General features: G+C 39.7%; 1 protein-coding gene. It reads right to left on the minus strand.

What is annotated here, in order from left to right:
* The coding region (locus ABZY44_RS37750; RefSeq protein WP_356662081.1) for a M20 family metallopeptidase at positions 1 to 1,166 on the minus strand (1,166 nt) is incomplete at its 3' end.
* Positions 1,167 to 1,186 lie beyond the last annotated feature (20 nt).

Below are 1,186 nucleotides of genomic sequence, written 5' to 3' on the forward strand. Positions count from 1 at the left end.
GCTGCGCCCGCTCCCACCGCTGGACCTGACGACGGCGGCTTCGCCGGAGGACTTCCGTGCGGCGGTCGCCGCGGCGCTGGCCTCGCCGGACAACGGGGATAATTTCCGCCGTCTTCAGGCTGTGCACCAATGTAAAAGAAAGTACTTGGTACAACTTGCCCATAATATGAAAAATCTTCAGAAGGATTTTGTGGTCCTAAATCGACTATATTATTGACTTCTGAAATATTCTGATCTTTTAAGCTGTCAACTACAAAGTGAGTGAGATTTTCTGAATTAAAGAGTACAGGATAGTTATCGTCATAATCTACAATCACTTCAACCCCAAAGGTTACTCCAACGCCTTTAGCAATTTGTTTCACTTGGTCTCGGATGACTTTTCTAGTTGTTTCTTTCATCATCCGAACATCCCCTTTTAACACTACTTTATCTTGTATAGCATTAAAACTTCCTGCTCCATCAAATGATCCAATAGTTACAGTACCCATGTCAAATGGATCTATTCTTCTTGAAATTACTGTTTGGAGTTCAGTTACAAAGTAACTAGCGGCTACTATTGCATCATTACTTAATTGTGGCATAGAAGCGTGACCTCCGTTTCCTTTGATTGTAATGGTGAAATTAGAACGTCCCGTTTGAGTTTCTTTATTATGATAGGCAATGACCCCTGTTTTAATTGTAGTCATCACATGAACCCCGATCATATTATCGACACCGTCAAGAGCTCCTGCTTTAATCATACCTTTGGCACCACCAGGAGATACTTCCTCTGCTGGTTGATGGACAATTCTAACTCTTCCCGGAAGTTCTTGTTTTATTTTTACTAGTTCTCTAGCAAGTACCATCAAATATGCAGTATGTGCATCGTGTCCACAGGCATGCATTACTCCTGGATTGACCGATTTAAAACTTAAATCATTATCTTCAAAAATAGCAAGAGCATCAAAGTCTGCTCTCAAAGCAAGAGTTTTTCCGGATTTTCCACCTTCAATATCAACGATGATTCCAAATCCCTTTCCGATAAGTTTTGGTTCACAGTCAAGTTCTTTATAAAAGCCCATAATATACTTAAATGTTTCTTTTTCTTGAAAAGAAATTTCTGGGTATTGATGAAGATGACGCCTAATTTGAATCATTTCATTCTCATATTGTGTTAAGCTAGTCAACAAATTATTAAGTAGTTTCA

This window comes from Streptomyces sp. NPDC006544, from assembly GCF_040611715.1.
Lineage (GTDB): Bacteria > Actinomycetota > Actinomycetes > Streptomycetales > Streptomycetaceae > Streptomyces.